Genomic DNA, 18945 nt, shown 5'->3' with positions numbered 1-18945 from the left:
GTCGTTATTGGGAAGAAAGCCCGAGCACGTCGAGCATGGAATAGAGACCCGGCTTCTTGTCGCGCGCCCAGAGTGCGGCCTTGATGGCGCCGCGCGCGAAGATCGAGCGGTCGGCAGCACTGTGCGACAGGGTGACGATTTCGCCTTCTCCGGCGAAAAGCACGGAATGTTCGCCGATGACGGAGCCGCCGCGCAGCGTCGCAAAGCCGATCGTGCCGGCCTCGCGGGCTCCGGTATGGCCGTCGCGCACCCTGACCGATTTCGAGGCGAGATCGATATTGCGGCCCTTGGCCGCGGCTTCGCCGAGGAGAAGGGCGGTGCCGGAAGGTGCATCCACCTTGTGCTTATGATGCATTTCCAGGATCTCGATATCCCAGTCGGCTGGCTCCAGCGCCCGTGCGGCCTGTTCGGCAAGCACGCTCAACAGGTTGACGCCAAGGCTCATATTGCCCGACTTGACGATGCGGGCATGGCGAGCCGCCGCGGCGATCCTGGCATCGTCGTCTTCAGAGCAACCCGTCGTGCCGATGACATGGACGATGCGGGCCTGTGCGGCGAGACCGGAGAATTCCACTGTGGCAGCGGGCGAAGTGAAATCGAACACGCCTTCGGCATGCAGGAAGGCTTGCAGCGGATCGTCGCCGATGATGACGCCGCTCGGGCCGAGGCCGGCGATTTCGCCGGCGTCCTTGCCGACGAAGGGCGAGCCGGCGCGCTCGACGGCGGCGTGCAGCACCACGCCCTCGATGGAATGGATGAGCCGGATCAGCGTCTGTCCCATGCGCCCTGCTGCGCCAACCACCACCAGTTTCATCGCAGCATCGCTCATCTCGGTCATCCGTATCAGCTCAGTTTAAATCGGAGGCCGAGGGCCTCTGCAGATTGTTGAGGCGAGCGTAAAGACCGTCGCTGACCTTCGCAAGCGTCTCGTGATTGCCCTCTTCCACGACCCGGCCCTGCTGCATGACGACGATCTTGTCGGCGCGCACCACGGTCGAAAGCCGGTGGGCGATGACGACGACGGTGCGTCCGGTCATCGCCTCGTCGAGCGCCTTCTGCACGGCGGCTTCGGATTCGGTGTCGAGCGCCGAGGTCGCTTCGTCGAGCAGCAGGATCGGCGCGTTGCGGACGAGCGCGCGGGCGATCGACAGGCGCTGGCGCTGGCCGCCCGAAAGCGTCACGCCGTTTTCGCCGACCGGCGTATCGTAGCCCTGCGGCTGGGCTGAGATGAAGTCATGCGCATAGGCAAGCCGGGCCGCTTCTTCCACCTCGGCATCCGTCGCTTCCGGCCGGCCGTAGCGGATATTGTCGCGGATCGTGCCCTCGAACAGATAGGGCTGCTGCGAGACATAGGCGAGCTGCTGGCGCAGCGACTTCTTGGTGATGTGGGCAATATCCTGCCCGTCGATCAGGATTTCGCCTTCGCGCGGATCGTAAAAGCGCGGAATGAGGCTGATGACGGTGGATTTGCCCGCACCTGAAGGGCCGACGAGCGCTGTGGTTTCTCCGCCTTCGGCGACGAAGCTGACGCCGCTCAGCACGCTCTCATTGCCATAGGCGAAGGAGACGTTGCGGAATTCGATGCGGGCCTGCGTCACAACAAGCGGCCGCGCATCCGGCAGATCGCGCTGGCGCGGCTCCATGTCGAGCAACTCGTAGATCATCCGGGCATTGACGACGGCCCGCTCCATCTGCACCTGCAGGCGGGCAAGCCGGCGGGCCGGATCATAGGCAAGGAGCAGCGCCGTCACGAAGGAGAAGAAGGCGCCCGGCGGCACGTTGTAATAGATCGAGCGATAGGCGGCATAGGCAAGCACGCTGGCGACGGCAAAGCCCGCGAAGCTCTCCGTCAGCGGCGAGGTGCGCTCGGAAAGCCGCGCAATCCGGTTCGCCCGGTTTTCGGCAGCCTTGATGAGCTTGTTGACCTTGCTTTCCAGCTCCTCTTCCATCGTGAAGGCTTTGACGATGGCAATGCCCTGGATCGTCTCCTGCATCGCGCCCAGCACGTGGCTGTTCAGATGCACCGCCTCGCGGGTCGCCGAGCGCAGCCGCTTGGAAACATAGCGAAGTGCGTAAAGCAGCGGCGGGGCCATGATGAAGACGGCGAGGCTGAGCAGTGGGTCCTGCAAGACCATCACGCCAATCAGCGACACAAAGGTCAGGAGGTCGCGCACCGTCGAGGTGATCGTCAGATTGAGCACGTCGCGGATGCCGGTGACGTTCTGGCTCACCTGCGCGGCGATGTGAGCCGAGCGCGCCTCGCTGAAGTAGCCGACCGAAAGCGTCATCAGATGCGAATAGAGGCGGCGCTGATATCGTGCGACGATATCGTTGCCGACCTTGGAGAGCGCCACTGCCTGGCCGTAGCTCGCAAAACCGCGCAGCACGAAGGCGACGAAGATCGAAAGACAGATGATCCAGACGACGTCGGCGCGGCGGTTGGCGAAGGCCTCGTCGATGATTGCCCGCATGATCCAGGCGGTGAATGCCGTCGAAAGCGCCACGACCACGAGGCAGGCGATCGCGAAGACATAACCCCAGAGATGGTCGCGGCCGTTTTCAGCGATGATGCGCTTCAGGATGCCGGTGACGGTATCGCTGCTGACGCTCTGCTTTCTGCTTTCCACGGCTTCCAAATATTAAGCTTCCTGTCCGAGGCCAAACGCGCCGTAAAATGCGGCGTGCACTTTCGCGGGCTCTATAAAGAGTTGGGACTGGTTTGGCTAGAGCGCCCCGCGCCCCGGGAGGGGGGCGCTGGTCAGCGCCGCCAGCGCCGGCCTTCCGTCGAGACGCCGAAATTGGCCGGCATCCGCGCATAGGAGGAAAGCCCGGCGAGCGCTGCCAGCGGATGCGTCACCACATAGGTCGGGATCATGCGTAGCAGCGCGCTGTGCGGCGCCTTGTCCTCGAAGGCGGCGCGAAATTCCGGCTTCTTCAGCGCCGGGAGAATCTTCTGCGAGATGCCGCCGGAGAGGTAGACGCCGCCGCGCGCCATGAACACCATCGCCATATCGCCCGCCACGCGGCCGAGATAGGTGGCAAATAGCGACACCGTCTCCACCGCCGCCTTGTCGCTGCCAGCAAGCGCATGCGAGGTGATGTCGGCCGGATCCTTCATCGTCGGCTGAATGCCGTCGACGATACAAATTGCGTTGTAGAGATTGACGAGGCCGCGCCCGCAAAGGATTTGTTCGGCCGAAACACGGCCTTCGATCGTCTCGATATGCGGGAAGATGTCATAGTCGCGCTTGCTGCGCGGTCCGAGATCGATATGGCCGCCTTCGCCTGGAACCGGGATCCAGCTGTGCTGGGCATGCACGAGCCCGCCGACGCCGAGGCCGGTGCCGGGTCCGAGCACGACGCGCGAGGCGATCATGTCGCCGGTGGCGCTGCCGATGCGCTCGCGGTTTTCATCCGACAGGGCGGCGATCGCCAGCGCCTGTGCCTCGAAATCGTTGACGACGAGCACGTCCTCGATGCCGAGCCCCTCGATCATCGTCGTCGGCCGCACCACCCAGTCGCAATTGGTCAGCGGGATTTCGTCGTCGTTGATCGGGCCGGCGACGGCAAGGATCGCCGAACGCGGCTGCACAGCGGTCTTGTCGAGCACACCCTTCTGGATCGCTTCGTCGATCGTCGCGAAGTCCGCCGTGCGCACGTTCGGAAACTGCCTCGGCTCGGCATAGGCATCGGACAGGATGGAGAAGCGGGCATTGGTGCCGCCGATATCGCCGATCAGGATCGGGAAGGGCAGCGGAGCGGTACTGTTGTTCGGTTTTGGCATGGCCGGTCCCGTGCTGATCAGGCTTCGAGTGTGGGAAGGAGCTTTATAGCGGTCGCGTGGTTGAGCGCCATCGGAATGTCGTAGACGATCGCCAGCCGCATCAGCGCCTTCACGTCGACATCATGCGGCATCGGCGTCAGCGGGTCGACAAAGAAGATTAGGCCGCTGACCTCGCCGGTCGAGATCAGCGCGCCGATCTGCTGGTCGCCGCCGAGCGGCCCGCTTTTCAGTCTGGTGACGTCGAGATCGGGAGCGGCGTCGAGCACACGCCCGCCGGTCGTGCCTGTCGCGACGATCTTCCAGCGGGAAAGGACGTCCCTGTTGGCGCGGGCGAAATCCGCCATATCGTCCTTCTTCTGGTCATGCGCAATCAAAGCGAGGCATTTGCCGCCGGCCATGAACCCAATCTCCGCCCGAACAATTCAATCGATTTGACCGCTTCTATACCAAGAGTTTGCGATTTGAAAGACAGCCTGCCGGCGCCGCTCACTGCATCACCGGCTTGTCGTTCGGAAACGGGCCGACATCCGGCAGCATCCCCTCGGCATCGGCGGCAGGGTCCGCGGCCGGAGCGGCGGTGAGCGCGCTCGCGGCGGAAGATCCGCCGTAGGTGGCGGCCTGGACCGAGGCGACGGAAGCGGAATCGAGCACGGCGCCGCAGGCCTTTGGCAGATCGGAGACCATCATCTCGCGCGGCGGCTTCGGCGGCTTGGCGCCGGGCTTCGGCGGCTTGGGCGGCGCCCAGGGGGCCGGCGTAAACCAATAGGCGAGCGACTTGTCGCAGCCGTCTCCCGCGGCGACGGGAGCTTGCGGCGTGCATCCGGCTGCGCCGGACGGGCACTTCATACGGATGTGAAAATGCGAGTCATGGCCATATATCGGCCGGAGCTTGCCGAGGTTGGTGCGGTCGCCCGTCCAGGTGTCGCACATCTTTTTCTTGATCGCAGGATTGACGAAAATGCGCTCCACCTGGGGATAGCTCGCCGCCAGCATCAAAAGCCGCGCCCGCGATTGTGTCCATACCTTGGGATCGACGGTCAGGAACTTGTTCTTCTGCAGCATGGTGGTGAAAGGCAGGCTCTCACGCTCCTCGGCCGTCAGGCGGCGGCCCGGCATCGGCGTGAACCATATATCGGCATCGAGGCCGATCTGGTGCGAGGAATGGCCGTTGAGCATCGGCCCGCCGCGCGGCTGGGCGATGTCGCCGACGAGAATGCCCGGCCAGCCGGCATACGTGACCGCATCCTGAGAAAACCGTTCCAGGAGCGCGATCATCGCAGGGTTGCCCCAGCGGCGGTTGCGCGAAAGCCGCATCGCCTGCCAGGTCGGGCCGTCGGTCGGCAGCGCCACGGCTCCGGTCATGCAGCCCTTGGCGTAGAAGCCGATCGGCTGCGCCGGTCCCTGCGTCGGCAGGCTAGTGCCGCCGAACAGAGCCTTGGCGCTGCCCGGGCTCGGCTTCTTCTGTTGAGCGCCGACGTCGCCGGCGGCAAGGCTCGCGCCGATCGTGCCGGCGAGCGCCAGTTTGCCGAATGTCCTGAAAGCCTGAGCGAAGCCGAATGCCATGCTGTTCCCTTGAGAAGTGATTTGCGTTCGAATCTATCGTGAAAAGTGATTTTGGTGAATCGATGTTTTGGCGGGCGTGGACTGGAACAAGCGCTGACGGATCGCGTGACACTTGATCTCGTGGAGCTGAAACGAGCGAAAGTCAAAATTTCGCGAGCCTGGCAAAAACCAAACTCTCTCCTGTTTTTCGCCAGTATTTTCCTTATTGTCGAATCTATCAATAATTAGGGGAAAGCATGAATGGCGGCTTTGTGGTCGAAGATCGGTCTGGTTCTGTCGCTTGCCGGTGCTCTGGTGCCAGTGACTGTTATGGCCGAGGATCAGCCGTTTCAGATCGGAAGCTCTGTCATCAGCGAGATGAAGTACAAGCCGGGCTTTGCGCATTTCGATTACGTCAATCCTAACGCTCCGAAGGGCGGCGACCTGCGCCTGTCCGCGAGCGGCGCCTTCGACACCTTCAACCCGCTGCTTGCCAAAGGCCAGACGGCGGTCGGTCTTTCGCTCGTCCACGACACGTTGATGAAATCAGCCGATGACGAGCTCCTCGTCTCCTACGGCCTGCTTGCCGAGGGGCTGTCCTTTCCCGCTGACGTATCGAGCGCGACCTTTCGCCTGCGCAAGGAGGCGAAATGGGCGGATGGCCAGCCGGTGACGCCCGAGGACGTCATCTTCAGCCTGGACAAGACCAAGGAACTCAATCCCGTCACCGCGAACTATTATCGCCATGTGGTAAAGGCCGAAAAGACCGGTGATCGCGACGTCACCTTCACCTTCGACGAGAAGAACAATCGCGAGCTCCCCAATATTCTCGGCCAGCTGGTGGTCGTGCCGAAACATTGGTGGGAAGGACAAGGCCCGGACGGCAAGCCGCGCGATATCTCGAAGACGACACTCGAGCCTGTGATGGGGTCCGGACCGTATAAGATCGCATCCTTCTCGCCCGGTTCGACGATCCGTTATGAGCTGCGTGACGACTATTGGGGCAAGGACCTCAACGTGAATGTCGGCCAGAACAATTTTCGCAACGTCATCTACACCTATTTCGGCGATCGCGATGTCGAGTTCGAAGCCTTTCGCGCCGGCAACAGCGACTATTGGCAGGAGACGACGGCTTCCCGCTGGGCGACGGGATATGATTTTCCCGCGGTGAAGGAAGGGCGCGTCAAGAAGGAAGAGGTTGCAAACCCGCTGCGCTCCACCGGCATCCTGCAGGCTCTCGTGCCCAACATGCGGCGCGACCTCTTCAAGGACGAGCGCGTCCGTGAGGCATTGAACTACGGTTTCGATTTCGAGGAGCTGAACCGCACGGTTGCCTTCAACAGCTACAAGCGCATCGACAGTTACTTCTGGAACACCGAACTCGCCTCGTCCGGCCTGCCGCAAGGGCGTGAGCTGGAAATATTGCAGGGCATGAAGGACAAGGTTCCGCCCGAGGTCTTCACGACGCCCTACACCAACCCCGTCGGGGGCGATCCGCAGAAAAGCCGCGACAACCTGCGCAAGGCGATTGCGCTTCTGAAGGAAGCGGGATGGGAGCTGAAGGGCAATCGCATGGTCAACACCAAGACCGGCCAGCCGATGAGCTTCGAGATCCTGTTGTCGAGCCCGATACTGGAGCGCTGGGCCGTGCCCTATGCCAACAATCTCCGGAAAATCGGCATAGATGCGCGGGTGCGGACGGTCGATGCATCGCAAGCTGTCAATCGCGAACGCAGCTTCGACTACGACATGATCTGGAATGTCTGGGCGCAGACGATGAACCCCGGCAACGAGCAGGCCGATTATTGGGGATCCGGCTCGGTCAACCAGCAAGGCTCCCAGAATTATGCCGGCATCGCCAATCCGGCCGTCGACGAACTCATCCGCATGATCATTTTCGCGCCGAACCGCGATGAACAGGTTGCGGCGATCAAGGCGATGGACAGGGTCCTGCTTGCCAACCACTACGTCGTTCCGCTGTTCTATCGCGGCAATTATAACCTGGCCTATTGGAACACGATCACCCATCCGGCCGAATTCCCGGCCTACAGCCTCGGCTTCCCCGATGCCTGGTGGTCAGCTTCGGCAAAATGAGCGGGCTTGCATTGCAGGGCCCCTCGGCTCCAAATGGCACAAGCGAATCACGACAAGCCGGCAAAGCCGGCAAGGGAAGGCTGGCGGATTGAGCGGCATCAGATTGGACGGCAGGCAGACAAGAAGAACATTTCCGGAGGCTGAAGGCTGATGGGCGCCTATGTCATTCGCCGCCTGCTTCTGATGATCCCGACCATCGTCGGCATCATGGCGATTTCCTTCATCGTCATTCAATTTGCGCCGGGTGGCCCCGTCGAGCAGGTGATCGCCCAGTTGACCGGCCAGGCCGATGGCGCCGACCAGCGCCTGTCAGGCGGCGGCGACCTCTTGGGTGATAGCGGCGGAGACGAAGGCTCCAAATATCGCGGTGCCCAGGGGCTCGATCCGGAACTGATCGCCAAGCTGGAAAAACAGTTCGGCTTCGACAAGCCGCCGCTGACGCGTTTCGGCGAGATGATGTGGAATTACATCCGCTTTGATTTCGGCGAGAGCTTCTTCCGCAACACCTCCGTGCTCGACTTGATCAAGGAGAAGCTGCCGGTGTCGATCTCGCTCGGCATCTGGATCCTGATCTTCTCCTATGCCATCTCCATCCCGCTCGGCATCCGCAAGGCGGTCAAGGACGGATCGACTTTCGATGTCTGGACCTCGGGCGTCATCATCATCGGTTACGCCGTGCCGAGCTTCCTCTTCGGCATTCTGCTGATCGTGCTTTTCGCCGGCGGTTCCTTCTACGACTGGTTTCCGCTGCGGGGTCTCGTCTCCGACAATTTCGACCAGCTCGCCTGGTGGCAGAAGCCGCTCGACTATTTCTGGCATCTCGCCTTGCCGCTGATTTCGCTTTCTCTCGCCGCCTTCGCCACCACGACGTTGCTCACCAAGAATTCCTTCATCGAGGAGATCAAGAAGCAATATGTCGTCACCGCCCGCGCCAAGGGCCTGAACGAACGGCAGGTGCTCTACGGCCATGTCTTCCGCAATGCCATGCTGATCATCATCGCAGGCTTTCCCGGCGCCTTCATCTCCGCCTTCTTCACCGGCTCGCTGCTCATCGAAAACATCTTCTCGCTGGATGGCCTCGGGCGCCTCGGCTATCTCTCGGTGGTCAACCGGGATTATCCGATCGTCTTCGCCACACTCTACATCTTCTCGCTGCTCGGCCTTTTCGTTAGCCTGGTTTCGGATCTGATCTACACCTGGATCGATCCGCGCATCGATTTCGAGCGGAGGGATGTCTGATGGACGCCGCCGCAAATCCCGCCGTCGCAACCCCGGTCAAGCCGCCGCGCAAGGGACTGCTCTCGCCGACCAACATTCGCCGCTGGAAGAATTTCCGGGCGAACGGCCGCGGCTACTGGTCGCTGTGGCTGTTCCTGCTGCTGTTCGGGCTCAGCCTGTTTGCCGAATTCCTCGCCAACGATCGGCCGATCATCGCTTCCTACAAGGGAGAGATCCTGTTTCCGGTGCTGGTCGATTATCCCGAGGAGAAGTTCGGCGGCTTCCTGGCGGAAACCGATTACCGCTCCTCGGTGATCGCGGACGAAATCAACGCCAATGGCTGGATGATCTGGCCGCCGATCCGCTATTCCTACCGCTCGGTCAATTCAAACATCCCGCATTCGGCGCCGACTGCCCCCTTCTGGCTGATGTCCAAGGAAGAGCGCTGCGCCGGTTATCCCCAAGGCGTGAACGATCCCGCCTGCACCCTCGGCAATCTCAACTGGCTCGGCACCGACGATCAGGCCCGCGACGTGCTGGCGCGCGTCATCTATGGTTTCCGAATATCGGTGCTCTTCGGCCTGGCGCTCACCATCTGCTCGGCGATCATCGGCGTCACGGCGGGCGCGGTGCAGGGCTATTTCGGCGGCTGGACCGATCTGTTGCTGCAGCGTTTCATCGAAATCTGGTCATCGATGCCGGTGCTCTACATCCTGCTGATCATCGCCGCCATCCTGCCGCCCGGCTTCTTCGTGCTGCTCGGCATCATGCTGCTCTTTTCCTGGGTTGGCTTCGTCGGCGTCGTGCGCGCCGAATTCCTGCGCGCGCGCAATTTCGAATATGTCCGCGCCGCCCGCGCGCTCGGTGTCAACAACCGCACCATCATGTGGCGTCACCTCTTGCCGAATGCCATGGTGGCCACGCTGACCTTCCTGCCCTTCATTCTCTCCGGCTCGATCACGACCCTGACCTCGCTCGATTTCCTGGGCTTCGGCATGCCGCCGGGCTCCCCCTCGCTCGGCGAGATGATCGCCCAGGGCAAGACCAACCTGCAGGCGCCCTGGCTGGGGCTGACGGCCTTCTTCACCATGTCGATCATGCTCTCCCTGCTGATCTTCATCGGCGAAGCCGTGCGCGACGCCTTCGATCCGAGGAAGACGTTTCAATGAGTGAGATGACAGAACCGCTGCTTTCCGTCCGCGATCTCTCGGTTGCCTTTCACCAGGGCGGCGAGACCTCGCTCGCCGTCGATCGCATCTCCTTCGACATCGCCAAGGGCGAGGTCGTGGCGCTCGTCGGCGAATCCGGTTCGGGCAAATCCGTCTCTGCCAATTCGATCCTGCGGCTCCTGCCGTATCCCTCTGCAAGCCATCCCTCCGGCGAAATCCTGTTCAAGGGCAAGGATCTGCTGAAGGCGTCGGAGCGAGTGTTGCGGGAGGTGCGCGGCAACGACATCACCATGATCTTCCAGGAGCCGATGACCTCGCTCAATCCGCTTCACACGATCGAGAAGCAGATTGGTGAGATCCTCGCTTTGCATCAGGGTCTAACCGGCCAGCCGGCGCGTGAGCGCGTGCTGGAATTGTTGAACCAGGTGGGCATCCGCGAGCCGGAGAAGCGGTTGAAGGCCTATCCCCACGAACTCTCCGGCGGCCAGCGCCAGCGTGTCATGATCGCCATGGCGCTCGCCAATCGGCCGGAACTGCTGATCGCCGACGAGCCGACAACGGCGCTCGACGTCACCGTGCAGGCGCAGATCCTCGAATTGCTGCGGCAATTGAAGACGGCGCATGGCATGTCGCTGCTGTTCATCACCCACGATCTCGGCATCGTGCGCAAATTCGCCGACCGCGTCTGCGTCATGACCAAGGGCAAGATCGTCGAGGCCGGCACGGTGGAGGAGGTCTTCACCAATCCAAAGCACGACTATACACGCCACCTTCTCGCCTCCGAGCCGCGCGGCGAGCCGCCGCTTGCCGATCCGTCGAAGCCGGTGGTGATGGAAGGCTCCGATATCCGCGTCTGGTTCCCGATCAAGGCAGGCCTGATGCGCCGGGTCGTCGATCATGTGAAGGCGGTGGACGGCATCGATCTTTCGCTGCGCGCCGGGCAGACGCTGGGCGTCGTCGGCGAATCCGGTTCCGGCAAGACCACGCTCGGTCTCGCGCTCACCCGGCTGATCTCCTCGAAAGGGCGGATCGCTTTCGTCGGCAAGGATATAGCCGGCTATTCGTTCAGCGAGATGCGGCCGCTGCGCAATCAGCTGCAGATCGTCTTCCAGGATCCCTACGGCTCGCTCAGCCCCCGCATGTCGGTCGGCGATATCATTGCCGAAGGGCTGAAGGTGCATGAGCGCGCCTTGAGCGCCGAAGAGCGCGACCAGCGCGTCTGCTGGGCGCTGGAGGAGGTGGGGCTCGATCCCCTGACCCGCTGGCGTTATCCGCATGAATTCTCCGGCGGCCAGCGCCAGCGCATCGCCATTGCCCGCGCCATGGTGCTGAAGCCGCGCTTCGTCATGCTCGACGAGCCCACATCCGCCCTCGACATGAGCGTGCAGGCCCAGGTGGTCGATCTCCTGCGCGACCTGCAGAAGAAGCATGACCTCGCCTATCTCTTCATCAGCCACGACCTGAAGGTGGTGAAGGCGCTCGCCAACGACGTCATCGTCATGCGTTTCGGCAAGGTGGTCGAGCAGGGGCCGTCATCGGAAATCTTCCGCGCGCCGAAGGCCGATTACACCAAGGCGCTGATGGCCGCCGCTTTCAACATCGAGGCGGTGCCGACGCCCGCCGTGCAGCAGTAAAGAAGATTATGTCCGCACGTCCTCCCGTTCTCGTCGATATCAAGTTCAATCCCGAAGGCGTCGCCCGCGTCCTGAAGACGGCCTTTGCCGATCGCGGCAGCATCAATCTCGCCGAGCCCGCCAATCGCGGGCGTGATCTAAGCGAGATTGAATACGCCCTTCTCTGGAAACCGGATGCCGACCTCTTCCAGCGAGCGCCGAACCTCAAGGCAATCTTCTCGGGCGGCGCCGGCGTCGACCATATCATCGGCATGGACGGCCTGCCCGATATCCCGATTGTCCGTTTCGTCGATCGCAGCCTGACGACCCGCATGAGCGAATGGGTGGTCATGCAGTGCCTAATGCATCTGCGTGGCCAATACGCCCATGATATCAGCCAGCGGCAGCGCCAATGGGCCAAGCTGATTGCGCCGGAGGCGGCCGAGGTCACGGTCGGCGTGATGGGCCTTGGCATTCTCGGCCAGGATGCGGTCGCCAAGCTCAAGGTGATGGGTTTCGATGTCATCGGCTGGTCGCGCACCCGCAGGGAGATCGACGGCGTCGAAACCTTCGATGCGCGCGCGCTGGACCGCTTCCTCGCGAGGACGGACATTCTCGTCGGCCTTCTGCCGCTGACGCCTGAGACAACAGGATTTTATAATAGCGGGCTCTTTAAAAAGCTCCGCCGCGATGGGGCGCTTGGAAAGCCGGTCTTCATCAATGCCGGCCGCGGCAAGAGCCAGGTGGAGGCCGATATCGTTTCCGCAATAGCTGATGGTACCCTCGGCGGCGCTTCCCTCGATGTCTTCGAAGTGGAGCCGCTGGCTTCCGGCAGCCCGTTATGGGACCTGGAGAACGTCTTCATCACGCCGCATGATGCGGCCGTCTCGGAAGAAAACGCACTCTTCCGTCATGTCGAGGCGCAGATCGCCTGCTTCGAGCGCGGCGAGCCGCTGCAATTCGTCGTCGACCGCGCCGTCGGCTACTGAGAGCCCGGAACCTTCGAGACATCAGCCCGTTTCCCTGCAGAGTTCTTTATGGCCGATCGGCCCTCAAGACAGCGGAAGGAAACGATGATGGCGCATCAGACGGAAACACGCTGGGAAAAGTCCGATGGCAAGCTTCACCGGGAAGAACAGATCCCACCGGTGAAGGCAAGGCAGGGGCGCATGGGATATCGCATCCTGATGGTGCTGCTCGCCGCCCTGGTGCTTGCTTTCGTGGTCTGGATTCCAGTGGAAATCTGGGGCAATCGCGAGGCGGAGGAAGTGGCGCCGCAACAGCCCGGTCAGCAGCTTCAATCGCAGCAGCCAAGCGCAGCACCCGCGCCGACGCTGCAGAATGGCGATGCGATTCCGACCGAAACGCCGAACACCACGCCGGCCGCGCCGAATGTCGCGCCTGCACCAGCCCAGCCGGTCGCGCCGGCCCAGTAAAGCTTTGCCAGTTAATCTCCTGCATCCCGCCGCCATGCCGCGGCGGGATGTTTATTGTTTTGTCTGGACTTTCTCTGCCGATTTTTCGATAAGAAGGCGCACGAGCCGGTTTCGTGCGCCCGGCCGGAGCTTAGCAGCACCTCGGAACTTGGCAGCACCTGACCGGAGTGGACAGGGGCAGGAATCTCATGGCCAAGACTGATATCGCGAGACGCGTCTACAATCACGCTTGGAAACTCGACCCGATCATCCGCAGCCTGATCGATACCGATTTCTACAAGCTCCTAATGCTGCAGATGATCTGGAAGCTCTATCCCGATGTGAACGCCTCCTTCACGCTGATCAACCGTACCAAGCGCGTGCATCTCGCCGAGGAGATCGACGAGGGCGAATTGCGCGAACAGCTCGATCATGCCCGCACATTGAGGCTCTCCAAGAAGGAGATGATCTGGCTTGCGGGTAACAGCTTCTATGGCCGCGCGCAGATCTTCGAGCCGGAATTCCTGGCCTGGCTTTCCAACTTCCAGCTCCCCGAATACGAGCTGTCGAAGAAGGATGGGCAATATGTCCTGGATTTCCACGGGTCGTGGAAAGAAACCACCATGTGGGAGATTCCGGCACTTGCCATCGTCAACGAGCTGCGTTCGCGCTCGGCGATGAAGGCGCTCGGCCCCTTCACCCTCGATGTGCTCTATGCCCGCGCCAAGGCGAAGATGTGGTCGAAGGTCGAGCGGCTGAAGGAGCTTCCAGGCTTGCGCATCTCCGATTTCGGCACCCGCCGCCGCCACAGCTTCCTCTGGCAGCGCTGGTGCGTCGAGGCGCTGAAGGAAGGCATCGGCCCGGCCTTTTCCGGCACCAGCAACGTATTGCTGGCGATGGATTCCGATCTCGAAGCGGTCGGCACCAATGCCCATGAACTGCCGATGGTGGCCGCAGCGCTGGCGGAAACCGACGAGCAGCTGCGCAACGCGCCCTACAAGATCCTGCGCGACTGGAACAAGCTCTATGGCGGCAATCTTCTGATCGTCCTGCCGGATGCTTTCGGCACTGCGGCCTTCCTGCGCGACGCGCCGGAATGGGTCGCCGACTGGACCGGCTTCCGCCCGGACAGCGCACCTCCGATCGAAGGCGGCGAAAAGATCATCGACTGGTGGAAGAAGATGGGCCGCGATCCGCGCCAGAAACTCTTGATTTTTTCCGACGGCCTCGATGTCGACGCCATCATCGATACCTACCGACATTTCGAAGGACGTGTGCGCATGAGCTTCGGCTGGGGCACCAATCTGACGAATGATTTTGCCGGCTGCGCGCCAACCGAAATATCGGGCCTCAACCCGATCTCCGTCGTCTGCAAGGTCAGTGACGCCAACGGCCATCCGGCGGTAAAACTCTCGGACAACCCGCAGAAGGCAACCGGCGAGCCGGCGGAGGTCGAGCGTTACCTGAAATTCTTCGGCGCCGAGGATAGGGTCGATCAGACCGTCCTGGTATAGGCGCGCGGCGCGGCGCGGCCGTCCCGGGGCATATCGATATGCCCCGCCATCGCATCCTCGATCGACCAGCCGAAGCGCCAGGCGTCGAACATCGAATACCATTCCTGCAGATCGGTGATCGGCAGCACATCCGGCTTCGACATCGGATTGTCGGCCAAGGTACGGCCAAGTGCACGGTCGCGCACGCCGCGCTCCTGCATCTCAAGCAGATTCTCGAACATCATCACCCCGACCCTCCATTCGATGGGTTTATGCAATCATGCTAATGAAGCATTGTCGAGTCCGGATATCGCCATTCCGGTTTTTCACAGGATTAGCCCCAATTCGCTATTTTGGGAGGATGGCGGCCCAGTCTGAGGTCGACTCAGTGTGACGGAGGGAGCGTGACGGGGAGGCCCGGTTTCCTGGCTGGGGTCCGCCCACCGGGCCTCCCGGCTGTCCGAATCTCTCAAAGCCGGCAGCGTCGACAACTTGCCGCTTTCCGCTCGGGTCGATCCAACTGCGATGGGTGGGAGCGTTAACCAAGGGTTAATATCCACCGGCCTCGTCCCAAACCGAACCATCCCGGCGTGGGCTGGCATCCCTTTCCGACCTAGGCAGCCAGTCTGCGAAAGCGCGTCCTGATCTTGTCGAGGTAATAATGCCCAGGAGACGGCGCCGCCGTCATCGCATGGGCTTCCGCGGACGGAACGCCTTCAAACAGGCGCTCTTCGCCATTCTTGAAACAAATCCTGAGCCGCCCGTCTGCCTGGCTGAAATAGACGGATTTGATGATCTTCGATTTGACCGAGAGTTCTTCCACCTGTTTTACCTCTGTTTTTAGTTTTGCAGACGTTAAACCCAAACGTGCAAAGACGCGGTGAAGCAGCGTGGTAAAAATTCAGGAATCTTTCTGATGAGTCCTGGCGCTTTTCTCGATGGGGGATCGGGCCTTCGTTTCCGCGCTGGCTCATTATCCGTATTCGCCATGGACACGAAGATTGGACCAGCCAGGTCAGGCTTAAAATTCAATCTATTGGAAGATCAAAACGCGGATGCGGAAAATGGCGGACAGGGAGGGATTCGAACCCTCGGTACGCTTTCACGTACACACGCGTTCCAGGCGTGCGCCTTAAACCACTCGGCCACCTGTCCTTTGGCGTTCGCGCCCGGATAGGAGCAAATCGTCGGAACGGCGCGATATATACCGATGAATTTTTGCCGATCAACCCAAATCTAACAGTTTTTTGACTTCTTCCGATAAAACTCGCCTGCGCCCATCCCATTGTACTTCATCTCATCGACGACTATGTAATTCTCAAGGTGGAGAATGGCGCGGGCTGGCCGGAATTGTCTGGCATATCGAAGCGTCGGAGGGATTGATGCGTTTCCTGTTGCGTCTGGCGAGTCTTGTCGCGCTTGCGGCAGCCGTTATTGCCGGGACCATCGATTCGATACAGTCGGTTGCGGCCTCGGCCGTGGTGATGACTCCGATCTCCGATGCCTGGCAGGATGTGAGCCCGACGACGCTGACCTCGCTGCAATCGTCTCTTTCCTACTACGTCCACCCGCGTTTCTATGCTTTCATTTTCCAGTGGCTGATGCTCCAGCCGGCCTTTGCCGTCTTCCTGGTGATCGCGCTGCTTCTCTGGATGGTCGGCTACAAGAAGCCGCAGATTTCCGGTCGCTTCATCGCATAGAAGGAAAGTCTCGCCGGCACGATCCGCTGAGAAATTCGAAGGATTGCCGCCCTTCCTTCCTCTCGACGTCGATGGCCGGATTGGCTAGAAAATCCGCATTCAGGTGAGCGGGGGCGTCCAAAAATCGGTCTCCAAGAACTGATTTTCAGCAATCGCCGCAAATCTTTACCAACCGAAAAATTTCTGGTGAATTTTTCCGTGAGCCATGCAAGGATGCGCGCAGCCTGGCCTCCGGGGGGAGGTCGGTGGTTCCGCAGACATGTCCGAAAAGGACTTGCGGGAGGACCCCTAACAAATAGCAACAACAGGGCTGCAACTCATGAAAAAATCCCTTCTCACCCTCCTTGCCATGGCTGCCATGTCGACGACGGCGCTGGCCGCCGATGTCAAGCCGGCGCTGGTTTACGGCACTGGCGGGAAGTTCGATAAGTCTTTCAACGAAGCGGCCTATAACGGCGCAGAGAAATTCAAGGCCGAGACCGGCATTGCCTATCGCGATTTCGAGCCGACGGGCGACACCCAGGGCGAACAGGCCATCCGCAACTTCGCAAGCCGCGGCTTCAATCCGGTGGTTGCCGTTTCCTTCGCCTGGACTTCGGCCATTGAGAAGGTCGCAGCCGAATTCCCCGATACCAAGTTCATCATCGTCGATTCCGTCGTCGACAAGCCGAACGTCCGTTCGGTCGTCTACAAGGAAGAAGAGGGCTCCTATCTCGTCGGCATTCTCGCCGGCATGGCCTCCAAGACCGGCAAGGTCGGTTTCGTCGGCGGCATGGACATTCCGCTGATCCGCAAATTCGAATGCGGCTATGAGCAGGGCGCCCGCGCCGCAAAGGCCGATATCGAAGTATTCCAGAACATGACCGGCACCACCGGTGCGGCCTGGAACGACCCGGTTCGCGGCGGTGAGCTCACCAAGAACCAGATCGACCAGGGTGCCGACGTCATTTACGCGGCAGCCGGCGCCACTGGTCTCGGCGTTCTGCAAACCGCCGCCGACAACAAGAAGCTGTCGATCGGCGTCGACTCCAACCAGAACCACCTGCATCCCGGCTCGGTGCTGACCTCGATGGTCAAGCGCGTCGACCTCGCCGTCTACAACGCCTATACCGACACCAAGAACGACAAGTTCACCGGCGGCGTCCAGGCGCTCGGCGTCAAGGAAGATGGTGTCGGTGCTGCGATCGACGACAACAACAAGTCGCTGATCACGCCGGAAATGCAGGCCGCCGTCGACAAGGCGAAGGCCGACATCATTGCCGGAACCGTCAAGGTTCACGATTATACCTCGGACAACGCTTGCCCGAAGTGATCCGTGCCCTGATGTAATCGACGATTGAGATCGGGCGTATGGCGGAGGGGATTTTCGCCATACGCCCTTTTCTTATTTGGAGCCTGCAGTGACAGATAAGCCCGCTATCGAGCTTGTCGGCATCGATAAGAAATTCGGTGCCGTCCACGCCAACAAGGATATCAACCTCACCGTTGCCAAGGGGACGATCCACGGCATCATCGGTGAAAACGGCGCCGGCAAATCGACGCTGATGTCGATCATCTACGGTTTTTACCACGCCGATAGCGGCGAGATCCGCGTCAACGGCAATCCGGTCACCATCCGCGACAGCCAGGCGGCGATCGCCGCCGGGATCGGCATGGTGCACCAGCATTTCATGCTGGTCGACAATTTCACGGTGCTGGAGAACATCATGCTCGGCGCCGAAGGCGGCATGCTGCTGGCGAGAGGCGTCGCTTCGGCCCGCGCCGAGCTGAAGCGGCTGGAAACGGAATATGGGCTGGAAGTCGATCCAGATGCGCTCATCGAAGAGCTTCCGGTCGGCCTGCAGCAGCGCGTCGAAATCCTGAAAGCCATGTATCGCGGCGCCGAGATCCTGATCCTCGACGAGCCCACCGGCGTGCTGACGCCGGCGGAGGCCGACCATCTTTTCCGCATCCTCAAGGTGCTGCGCCACCAGGGCAAGACGATCATCCTCATCACCCATAAGCTGCGCGAGATCATGGCGATCACCGATACGGTGTCCGTCATGCGCCGCGGCGAGATGGTCGCGACCCGCAAGACGGCGGAAACGACGGTGGAGGAACTCGCCGAGTTGATGGTCGGCCGCCGCGTGCTGCTGCGCGTTCAGAAGGGTGAGGCAAACCCCGGCGCTCCGGTGCTCACGGTTCGCAACCTCACCGTCAAGGACAATCGCGGCGTCACCATGGTCGACAATGTCTCCTTCGACGTGAGGGCCGGCGAGATCGTTGGCATCGCCGGTGTCGCCGGCAACGGCCAGTCGGAATTGCTGGAGGCGATTGCCGGCATCCGCAAGCCCATCTCCGGAGAAATCCTTCTCGACGGTCAGACGATCGACAAGGCCGACCCTGCCCGTCTGCGCGAACTCGGCCTCGCCCATATTCCCGAAGACCGCCATCATATGGGGCTGGTGCTGAAGTTCGAGGAATACGAAAATTCCGTGCTCGGCTATCATCGCCGCCCGGGTTACAGCAAAGGTCCGCTGCTCGATCTCGAAGCGATCCGCAGGGATGCGATGGAAAAGATCAAGAAATACGACATCCGCCCGCCGAACCCGCGGCTGAAGACGGCGAATTTCTCCGGCGGCAACCAGCAGAAGATCGTCGTCGCCCGCGAGATCGAACGCGACCCGAAGATGCTGATCATCGGCCAGCCGACCCGCGGCGTCGATATCGGCGCCATCGAATTCATTCACCGCCGGATAATCGAGATGCGCGATGCGGGCAAGGCGATCCTGCTCGTCTCCGTCGAACTCGATGAGATCCGCGCCCTTTCAGACCGTATCCTGGTCATGTTCGCCGGCCATGTCGTCGGCGAGAAGACGCCCGATGCCGGTGAACAGACCCTCGGCCTGATGATGGCCGGCATTGCCGCGTGAGGATT

At 61.4% G+C, this 18945-nt stretch carries 17 protein-coding genes and 1 tRNA gene; 10 read left to right on the top strand and 8 right to left on the bottom strand.

What is annotated here, in order from left to right; genetic code table 11:
* Nucleotides 1-4: 4 nt before the first annotated feature.
* The 5 genes from dapB to mepA form a co-directional block, all read right to left on the bottom strand.
* The gene (dapB, locus tag ATY77_RS06340) at nucleotides 5-829 is read right to left on the bottom strand and encodes a 4-hydroxy-tetrahydrodipicolinate reductase (protein WP_088686695.1); all 825 of its coding nucleotides are present in this window, start codon (nucleotides 827-829) and stop codon (nucleotides 5-7) included.
* Nucleotides 830-848: 19 nt separating this feature from the next.
* A complete protein-coding gene (locus tag ATY77_RS06335) occupies nucleotides 849-2636 on the bottom strand; it encodes an ABC transporter ATP-binding protein (RefSeq protein ID WP_088686597.1) in 1788 nt (595 codons plus the stop codon).
* Nucleotides 2637-2758: 122 nt separating this feature from the next.
* Complete coding sequence (locus ATY77_RS06330) at nucleotides 2759-3784, bottom strand: glucokinase (protein WP_088686596.1); 1026 nt, start codon at nucleotides 3782-3784, stop codon at nucleotides 2759-2761.
* A gap of 17 nt (nucleotides 3785-3801) precedes the next feature.
* Entirely contained in the window at nucleotides 3802-4182 is a 381-nt protein-coding gene (locus ATY77_RS06325; protein WP_088686595.1) for a methylglyoxal synthase, read from the bottom strand.
* A gap of 88 nt (nucleotides 4183-4270) precedes the next feature.
* Complete coding sequence (gene mepA, locus ATY77_RS06320) at nucleotides 4271-5347, bottom strand: penicillin-insensitive murein endopeptidase (protein WP_088686594.1); 1077 nt, start codon at nucleotides 5345-5347, stop codon at nucleotides 4271-4273.
* A 240-nt stretch (nucleotides 5348-5587) separates the two neighbouring features.
* Here mepA and ATY77_RS06315 point away from each other — a divergent pair, with 240 nt between their 5' ends.
* The 7 genes from ATY77_RS06315 (at nucleotide 5588) to pncB (ending at nucleotide 14349) form a co-directional block, all read left to right on the top strand.
* Nucleotides 5588-7420: an extracellular solute-binding protein gene (locus tag ATY77_RS06315; protein WP_088686593.1), complete on the top strand. Its 1833-nt coding sequence runs from the start codon at nucleotides 5588-5590 to the stop codon at nucleotides 7418-7420.
* A 150-nt stretch (nucleotides 7421-7570) separates the two neighbouring features.
* Nucleotides 7571-8659, top strand: a complete 1089-nt coding sequence (locus ATY77_RS06310; RefSeq protein WP_088686592.1) for a microcin C ABC transporter permease YejB — start codon at nucleotides 7571-7573, stop codon at nucleotides 8657-8659.
* Entirely contained in the window at nucleotides 8659-9807 is a 1149-nt protein-coding gene (locus ATY77_RS06305) for an ABC transporter permease (protein ID WP_088686591.1), read from the top strand. Before ATY77_RS06310 ends, ATY77_RS06305 begins: the two co-directional genes overlap by 1 nt.
* Entirely contained in the window at nucleotides 9804-11441 is a 1638-nt protein-coding gene (locus ATY77_RS06300) for an ABC transporter ATP-binding protein (RefSeq protein WP_088686590.1), read from the top strand. The genes ATY77_RS06305 and ATY77_RS06300 overlap by 4 nt, the downstream gene beginning before the upstream one ends.
* 8 nt (nucleotides 11442-11449) lie before the next feature.
* The gene (locus ATY77_RS06295; protein ID WP_088686589.1) at nucleotides 11450-12409 is read left to right on the top strand and encodes a glyoxylate/hydroxypyruvate reductase A; all 960 of its coding nucleotides are present in this window, start codon (nucleotides 11450-11452) and stop codon (nucleotides 12407-12409) included.
* 84 nt (nucleotides 12410-12493) lie between these two features.
* On the top strand, nucleotides 12494-12856 hold the full coding sequence (locus tag ATY77_RS06290; protein WP_190237585.1) for a hypothetical protein: 363 nt from the start codon (nucleotides 12494-12496) through the stop codon (nucleotides 12854-12856).
* Between the two features lie 188 nt (nucleotides 12857-13044).
* Nucleotides 13045-14349: a nicotinate phosphoribosyltransferase gene (pncB, locus tag ATY77_RS06285; protein ID WP_088686588.1), complete on the top strand. Its 1305-nt coding sequence runs from the start codon at nucleotides 13045-13047 to the stop codon at nucleotides 14347-14349.
* Here pncB and ATY77_RS06280 read toward each other — a convergent pair.
* From ATY77_RS06280 to ATY77_RS06270, 3 genes are all read right to left on the bottom strand, one after another.
* The gene (locus ATY77_RS06280; RefSeq protein WP_088686693.1) at nucleotides 14331-14570 is read right to left on the bottom strand and encodes a CrpP-related protein; all 240 of its coding nucleotides are present in this window, start codon (nucleotides 14568-14570) and stop codon (nucleotides 14331-14333) included. The genes pncB and ATY77_RS06280 overlap by 19 nt on opposite strands.
* Before the next feature lie 371 nt (nucleotides 14571-14941).
* The gene (locus tag ATY77_RS06275; protein WP_088686587.1) at nucleotides 14942-15151 is read right to left on the bottom strand and encodes a KTSC domain-containing protein; all 210 of its coding nucleotides are present in this window, start codon (nucleotides 15149-15151) and stop codon (nucleotides 14942-14944) included.
* Between the two features lie 242 nt (nucleotides 15152-15393).
* A tRNA-Ser gene (locus ATY77_RS06270) sits at nucleotides 15394-15483 on the bottom strand.
* Between the two features lie 227 nt (nucleotides 15484-15710).
* Between ATY77_RS06270 and ATY77_RS06265 the strand changes: the two genes are divergently transcribed.
* From ATY77_RS06265 to ATY77_RS06255, 3 genes are all read left to right on the top strand, one after another.
* The gene (locus ATY77_RS06265; protein ID WP_088686586.1) at nucleotides 15711-16028 is read left to right on the top strand and encodes a hypothetical protein; all 318 of its coding nucleotides are present in this window, start codon (nucleotides 15711-15713) and stop codon (nucleotides 16026-16028) included.
* Nucleotides 16029-16347: 319 nt separating this feature from the next.
* The gene (locus tag ATY77_RS06260) at nucleotides 16348-17340 is read left to right on the top strand and encodes a BMP family ABC transporter substrate-binding protein (RefSeq protein WP_088686585.1); all 993 of its coding nucleotides are present in this window, start codon (nucleotides 16348-16350) and stop codon (nucleotides 17338-17340) included.
* An 88-nt stretch (nucleotides 17341-17428) separates the two neighbouring features.
* A complete protein-coding gene (locus ATY77_RS06255) occupies nucleotides 17429-18940 on the top strand; it encodes an ABC transporter ATP-binding protein (protein ID WP_088686584.1) in 1512 nt (503 codons plus the stop codon).
* Nucleotides 18941-18945: the final 5 nt, after the last annotated feature.

Origin of the sequence: Rhizobium sp. R634 (assembly GCF_002211305.1) — a bacterium.
Lineage (GTDB): Bacteria > Pseudomonadota > Alphaproteobacteria > Rhizobiales > Rhizobiaceae > Rhizobium.
This window is presented reverse-complemented; position numbering and strand designations above follow the sequence as displayed.